Annotated in this window: 6 protein-coding genes; 4 read left to right on the top strand and 2 right to left on the bottom strand. The window is 72.1% G+C overall.

Annotated features, from left to right (window positions below; translation table 11 throughout):
* Positions 1-419: NAD(P)H-hydrate dehydratase (locus D8M35_RS16885; RefSeq protein ID WP_274542769.1), on the bottom strand; the 419-nt coding region annotated here is incomplete at its 3' end.
* A 24-nt stretch (positions 420-443) separates the two neighbouring features.
* Here D8M35_RS16885 and D8M35_RS16880 point away from each other — a divergent pair.
* The 4 genes from D8M35_RS16880 to D8M35_RS07190 all read left to right on the top strand — a co-directional run bounded on the left by D8M35_RS16880 (position 444) and on the right by D8M35_RS07190 (position 4,877).
* Positions 444-1,082, top strand: coding sequence for an HAD family phosphatase (locus D8M35_RS16880; protein WP_126891231.1), 639 nt, complete (start codon positions 444-446; stop codon positions 1,080-1,082).
* The gene (locus D8M35_RS07200; protein ID WP_126891230.1) at positions 1,079-2,161 is read left to right on the top strand and encodes an NADH:flavin oxidoreductase/NADH oxidase; all 1,083 of its coding nucleotides are present in this window, start codon (positions 1,079-1,081) and stop codon (positions 2,159-2,161) included. The genes D8M35_RS16880 and D8M35_RS07200 overlap by 4 nt, the downstream gene beginning before the upstream one ends.
* A 215-nt stretch (positions 2,162-2,376) precedes the next feature.
* On the top strand, positions 2,377-3,783 hold the full coding sequence (locus tag D8M35_RS07195) for a hemolysin family protein (protein WP_126891229.1): 1,407 nt from the start codon (positions 2,377-2,379) through the stop codon (positions 3,781-3,783).
* A 23-nt stretch (positions 3,784-3,806) separates the two neighbouring features.
* Positions 3,807-4,877: a hemolysin family protein gene (locus D8M35_RS07190; RefSeq protein ID WP_126891234.1), complete on the top strand. Its 1,071-nt coding sequence runs from the start codon at positions 3,807-3,809 to the stop codon at positions 4,875-4,877.
* A gap of 167 nt (positions 4,878-5,044) precedes the next feature.
* Here D8M35_RS07190 and D8M35_RS07185 read toward each other — a convergent pair whose 3' ends face one another.
* Positions 5,045-6,484, bottom strand: a complete 1,440-nt coding sequence (locus D8M35_RS07185; RefSeq protein ID WP_126891228.1) for a GuaB1 family IMP dehydrogenase-related protein — start codon at positions 6,482-6,484, stop codon at positions 5,045-5,047.
* Positions 6,485-6,488 lie beyond the last annotated feature (4 nt).

The following is a 6,488-nucleotide window of genomic DNA, read 5'->3' as shown; positions in this document are numbered from 1 at the left end:
GGCGTCAGCACCGCGAGCGGGCCGAGGTCGACGAGCGGGATCGCCCCGGCGTCGACGATCACCGGCACCCCGTCGTCCGAGGCGTGCCGGAACGCGTCGGCGGTGGACCGGTCGAGCTCGTCGAGCGAGTCCGCCGAGATGCCCGATCCGACCAGCCATGTCTGCACGCGTCCGACACCGGGGACGACCTCGGGACGCCGGGTGAGCACGTGGTCGGTCGCCCGCGACGGCCCGACGTACCGGACCATCCCGACGCCGGTGTGCACCGCGGCATCGACGCCCATCACGGCGGCTCCCGGGTACCGGTCGGACCCCGTCGCGACGCCGAGCACTCCTCGGCGGTACTTGGTCGACTCGCCGTGCGGTGCGGTGGTCCAGGCGGCGGCGTCGGTCGGGGCGAAGGGGACGAAGTCGTTCACGACCGCCACGTTACGGTGGAGCGCATGAGCCTGTTCCTGCCCGGTCGCGTGGTGGTCTTCGACTACGGCGAGGTGATCAGCCGCACGCCGCAGGGCGCGTGGGACACCCTCGTCGCGATGACCGGCGTGCCCGCGGACGAGCTGCTGCCGGTGTACCAGGAGCTGCGGCACGACCTGGACCGCGGCGACCTCACGGTGCTCGAGTACTGGCGCGCGATCGCGGCGCGGACCGGCCGCCGGTGGAGCCTCACCGACGTCCACCGCTTCTGGGCCGTCGACTTCACCGGCTGGTTCGAGGTCGACCCCGAGGTCCTGGCGATCGTCGAGGAGCTGCACGACGCCGGCACGCGCCTCGCCCTGCTCTCGAACGCCGGCCGCGACTTCGGCGACCCGTACCGCTGGTCGCCGATGGGGTCGGTGTTCGAGACGGTCGTGGTGAGCGCCGAGGAGCACGTCCTGAAGCCCGACGCGTCCGTCTACCGCACAACGTGCGAGCGCCTGGGAATCGCGGCCGAGCAGATGGTGTTCGTGGACAACAGGGCCGAGAACGCCGCCGGTGCAGACGCGATCGGGGCGGTCGGCCACCACTTCACGTCGCCGGCCGGACTGCGGGCCTTCCTGCATGACCTGGCGGCACGGAACGCCGAAGGAGCACCCGCGTGACGCACGCCCTGTTCGAACCGATCACCATCCGCGACCTGACCGTCCGCAACCGTCTCTGGGTCTCCCCGATGTGCCAGTACTCGGTCGAGCAGCAGGACGGCGTCCCGACGCCGTGGCACCTCGTGCACCTCGGCGGGTTCGCCAAGGGCGGCGCGGGTGCGGTCGTCGTCGAGGCCGCCGGCGTCGTGCCCGAGGGCCGGATCAGCCCGCAGGACGTCGGGCTGTGGAACGACGAGCAACGCGACGCCTTCCGGCCGATCGTCGACTTCCTGCACGCGCAGGGCGCCGCTGCCGGCATCCAGCTCGCGCACGCCGGGCGCAAGGCCTCGACGTACCGCCCCTGGTCCGAGACGTCGGGCAGCGTGCCCGAGTCCGAGGGCGGCTGGGCGACGGTCGCCCCGTCCGCCGTGGCCTTCGACGGCTACGCGGTGCCGCGCGAACTCGAGACCGAGGACATCCGTGTCGTCGCCCTCGCGTTCGCCGCTGCTGCCCGACGCGCGGTCGAGGCGGGCTTCGACCTCGTCGAGCTGCACGCCGCCCACGGCTACCTGCTGCACCAGTTCCTGTCGCCGCTGAGCAACCACCGCACGGACGCCTACGGCGGCTCGCTCGAGAACCGTGCCCGGGCGCTGCTCGAGACGATCGACGCCGTCCGCGCCGAGGTCGGTGCGGGCTTCCCCGTGGTCGTCCGGTTCTCGGCCACCGACTGGGTCGACGGCGGGCTCACGGTCGAGGACACCGTGCAGGTCGCGCGCTGGGCCGCCGAGCACGGCGCCGACCTGGCCGACGTCTCGACCGGCGGCAACGTCGCGAAGGCCCCGATCCCGGTCGGCCCCGGGTACCAGGTCCCGTTCGCCGAGCGGGTCAAGCGCGACGCCGGCATCGGCACGATCGCGGTGGGCATGATCTCCACGGCCTTCCAGGCCGAGCAGGTCGTCGCCACCGGCCAGGCGGACGTCGTGATGGTCGGGCGGGAGTTCCTCCGCGACCCTGCGTTCGCGCTCCGGGCCGCGGCGGAACTCGGCGTGACCCTCGACTACGAGCCGCAGCAGTACCACCGCGCGCGCGTCACGGCGTAGGCCGGCGTCCGCGACGCGCGTCGCGCCTCCCGTCCGGTCACCACGCACCGACGGGAGGCGCGACGCACTTCCTGTACTTCCTCTCGGCTCCGCCTCCGCGCACCCGGTACGATGTTGCTCACTGTGGACGATCCTCCGAATCCTTCTTCGCCTTCCCACTCATCCGGCGCTCACTCGGTGAGCAGCCCCGCTTCCCCTGTGTCGGGAGGTGGAGAATGAGTCCCCTCGACATCGTCATGCTGGTCGGCGGCATCCTGCTGACCCTCGGTACCGGTGTCTTCGTCGCCTCGGAGTTCGCGCTCGTGAACCTCGACCGCGCCGAGGTCGAGGCCCGGCGCGACCGCGGCGAGACCGGCCTGGCGCCCGTGATCGGCGCCCTGAAGGTCACGTCGACGCACCTGTCGAGCGCGCAGCTCGGCATCACGCTGACGACGCTGCTGACCGGCTACCTGCTCGAGCCCTCGATCGCGACGCTGCTCGAGGCACCGTTCCTCGCGATGCAGCTGCCCGAGGCGGTCGTCGAGACCGTCGGCTCGATCGTCGCACTCGTCATCGCCACGCTGCTGTCGATGATCCTCGGCGAGCTCGTGCCGAAGAACTTCGCGCTCGCGCTCCCGCTGCAGACCGCGCGGCTCGTCGTCCCGCTGCAGATCGCCTTCACCACCGTGTTCAAGCCCGCGGTCGCCCTGCTCAACGGCACCGCGAACGCCGTCCTGCGCTCGATGGGCATCGAACCGCAGGAGGAACTGTCGGGTGCCCGCAGCGCCGAGGAGCTCAGCTCGCTCCTGCGCCGCTCGGCATCCGAGGGCTCGCTCGAGCAGGACACCGCGACGCTGCTCCAGCGCACGATCGCGTTCTCCGAGCTGGACGCGAGCGACGTGATGACCCCGCGCCCCCGGCTGTCGACCATCCGCGTCTCGGAGTCGGCGGACGACGTCCTCGCCCTGGCTCGCCGGACCGGCTTCAGCCGCTTCCCCGTCATCGAGGAGGACGCTGACGACGTCGTCGGCATCGTGCACGTCAAGCAGGCCGTCGCGGTCCCGCGCGAGAAGCGCCCCGAGGTGCCCGTCGGTGCCCTGATGACCGAGGCCGAGCGCGTGCCCGAGACCATGCCCGGCGACACCCTGCTCGCCGAGGTCCGGAGCCGCGGGTACCAGATGGTGATCGTCGTCGACGAGTACGGCGGCACCGCCGGTGTCGTCACGCTCGAGGACCTCGTCGAGGAGATCGTCGGCGAGGTGTCCGACGAGCACGACCGCGCCCGCATCGACGTCGTGCGCTCCCGCAACTGGTTGACCTTCCCCGGGCTGCTGCGCCCCGACGAGCTCGAGGACCGTGCCGGCGTGACGGTGCCGGAGGACGGACCGTACGAGACCGTCGGCGGGTTCATCATGTCCTCGCTCGGGCGCCTGCCCGCGGTCGGTGACGAGGTCGCGCTCGACGACGGTGTGTTCCGCGTCGAGCGACTGGACGGGCGCCGGGTCGACCGCGTCCGCTGGACCCCGAACCGCCCCGACCCCGTCCCGACGACGACGGGCAGCAGCACGACCGGCAGCACCGCGACCGCGCAGCGCCCGGCCACCGGGATCATCATCCCCGCCACGAAGGAGGGCTCCCGATGAGCGCCACGTCCGTGCACGACGGGATGGTCGTCCTCGCCGCCGGTGAGTCCGCGTCGAGCAGCTCCGACTGGTGGGGCATCTTCTGGCTCGTCGTGCTGCTGCTCGGCAACGCCTACTTCGTCGCAGCCGAGTTCGCCGTCATCTCCGCCCGCCGCTCGCAGATCGAGCCGCGCGCCGAGGCCGGTTCCAAGGCCGCGCAGACGACGCTCGCCGCGATGGAGCACGCCACCCGCATGCTCGCCACCACGCAGCTCGGCATCACGGTGTGCTCGCTCCTGATCCTCAACGTGTCCGAGCCGGCGATCCACCACCTGCTCGAGGCTCCGCTCGGGCTGACCGGCTGGAGCGTCGAGGTGATCGGCACCGTGGCCTTCGTGTTCACGCTGCTGCTCGTGTCCTTCCTGCACGTGGTGTTCGGCGAGATGGTGCCGAAGAACATCTCGTTCTCGATGCCCGACCGCGCCGCGCTGCTGCTCGTCCCGACCCTCTGGTACATCGGGCACGCGCTGCACTGGGTGATCGTCGGCCTGAACGAGACCGCGAACGCCGTGCTCCGCCTGTTCAAGGTCGAGCCGAAGGACGAGGCCGTCAGCGCGTTCACCGTGGAGGAGGTCCAGACGATCGTCGAGCAGTCCCGTCGCGAGGGCACGCTCACCGACGACGGCAAGCTCGCGATGGCGTTCGAGTTCACGGAGAAGAAGGTCAAGGACGTCGCCGTGCCGATGTCCGACCTGGTCACGCTCCCCGAGGACGCCACCCCCGAGGACGTCGAGCGCGCGGTCGCCCAGCGCGGCTTCTCGCGGTACGTCCTCGTCGGAGACGACGGCGACCCGACGGGCTACGTGCACGTGAAGGACGTCATCGACCTGCGCCCGGACGAGTTCGACGTGCCGGTGCCGCCGAAGCGGATCCGGCAGCTCATCTCGCTGTACACGGACATGGACCTCGAGGACGCCCTCGCGACCATGCGTGCCGCCGGTCGCCACGTGGCGCGAGCGTTCGACGCCGAGGGACGCACGATCGGTGTGCTGTTCCTCGAGGACATCCTCGAGGAACTCGTGGGCACCGTCGAGGACGCGACCCGACGGCGCTGACCGCACCGACAGACGGACGGGAGGCGCGGTGCCAGCTGGCACCGCGCCTCCCGTCCGTCTATCGGTCGCGGACCCGAGACTCGCGCTCAGCGACGTTCCTCGCGCTCCTCGGCCCGAGAGACGTCGCTCAGGCCGAGACTCGGGCCACCGGCGGGCCGGCGGGCCGGCTACCAGCTCACGGGGAGCGGCTTGCCCTCCTCGTAGCCGGCAGCCGACTGGATGCCGACGAGCGCCCGGTCGGCGAACTCGGCGAGCGAGGACGCCCCCGCGTACGTCGCCGAGCTGCGGATGCCGGTGGTGATCATGTCGAGCAGGTCCTCGACGCTCGGGCGTTCCGGGTCGAGGTAGATCGTCGACGACGAGATGCCCTCGGCGAAGAGCGCCTTGCGTGCCCGCTCGTAGGGGTCGAGGCGCTCGAAGCGCTCCCGGACGGCCTTCGCCGACGCCATGCCCCAGCTCTCCTTGTACGCCTTGCCCGCGGCGTCGCGACGGAGCACGCCCGGTGCCTCGAGCGTGCCCGCGAACCACGAGCCGATCATGACGCTCGACGCGCCGGCGGCCAGGGCGAGCGCGACGTCGCGCGGGTAGCGGACGCCACCGTCCGCCCAGACGTGCGCTCCGAGCGACCGGGCGGCCGCGGCGGTCTCGAGCACGGCGGAGAACTGCGGGCGACCGACGGCCGTCATCATGCGCGTGGTGCACATCGCCCCCGGGCCGACGCCGACCTTGATGATGGTCGCACCGGCGTCGACGAGGTGCGCGACGGCGTCGGCGGTGACGACGTTGCCGGCGACGATCGGCAGCCCGAGGTCGAGCGCCGAGACGGTGCGGAGCGCGCGGAGCATGCCCTCCTGGTGACCGTGCGCGGTGTCGAGCACGAGCACGTCGACCCCGGCCGCGGCGAGGGCCTTCGCCTTCGCGGCGACGTCGCCGTTGATGCCGACCGCTGCGGCGACCCGGAGGCGACCCTCCCCGTCGACGGCCGGCGTGTAGATGTCCTGGCGGATCGCGCTGGTCTGGCTGGTGGTGCCGACGACCCGGCCGTGCCGCACGACGGGCGCGAAGTCGACCTCGGCGGCCGAGAGCACGTCGTACACGTGCCGCGGGGTGCCGGCGTCCTCGGCGTCGATCGCCGTCGAGGGTCCGTGCAGCAGGTCACCGATCGTGGCGTCCGCGCCGGCGGTGCCGAGTCGGGCGGCCGGCACACAGCCGAGGTACTCCCCCGCGCCGTCGCGGACGACGACCCCGCGGCCGGCGACGGGCAGGAGCTGCTCGAGTGCCTCGGCCACCGTGGTGTCGGCGCGCATGTCGTAGGCGGTGTCGAAGTCGACCGGCTGCTCCTTGACCCAGCGGATCGCGGCGTCGAGGTCCTGCAGGTGCATGTCCTGCGGCAGCACCCCGAGACCACCGCGGCGGGCGAGGGTCGCGGCGAGGCGCGGACCCGTCACCGAGTTCATGTTGGCGCTGACGATCGGGATGGTGGCGCCCGTGCCGTCGTTCGTGGCGAGGTCCACGTCGAAGCGGCTCGTCACCCCGGACCGGCTCGGCACGAGGAACACGTCGGAGTAGGTCAGGTCGTGCGTCGGCCGCGTCTCGTAGAACCTCATGGGT

It is taken from the genome of Curtobacterium sp. HSID17257 (assembly GCF_003989515.1).
Classification (GTDB): Bacteria; Actinomycetota; Actinomycetes; order Actinomycetales; family Microbacteriaceae; genus Curtobacterium.
The sequence above is the reverse complement of the archived record's forward strand: the minus strand, read 5'-3'. Positions and strand labels throughout refer to the sequence as shown.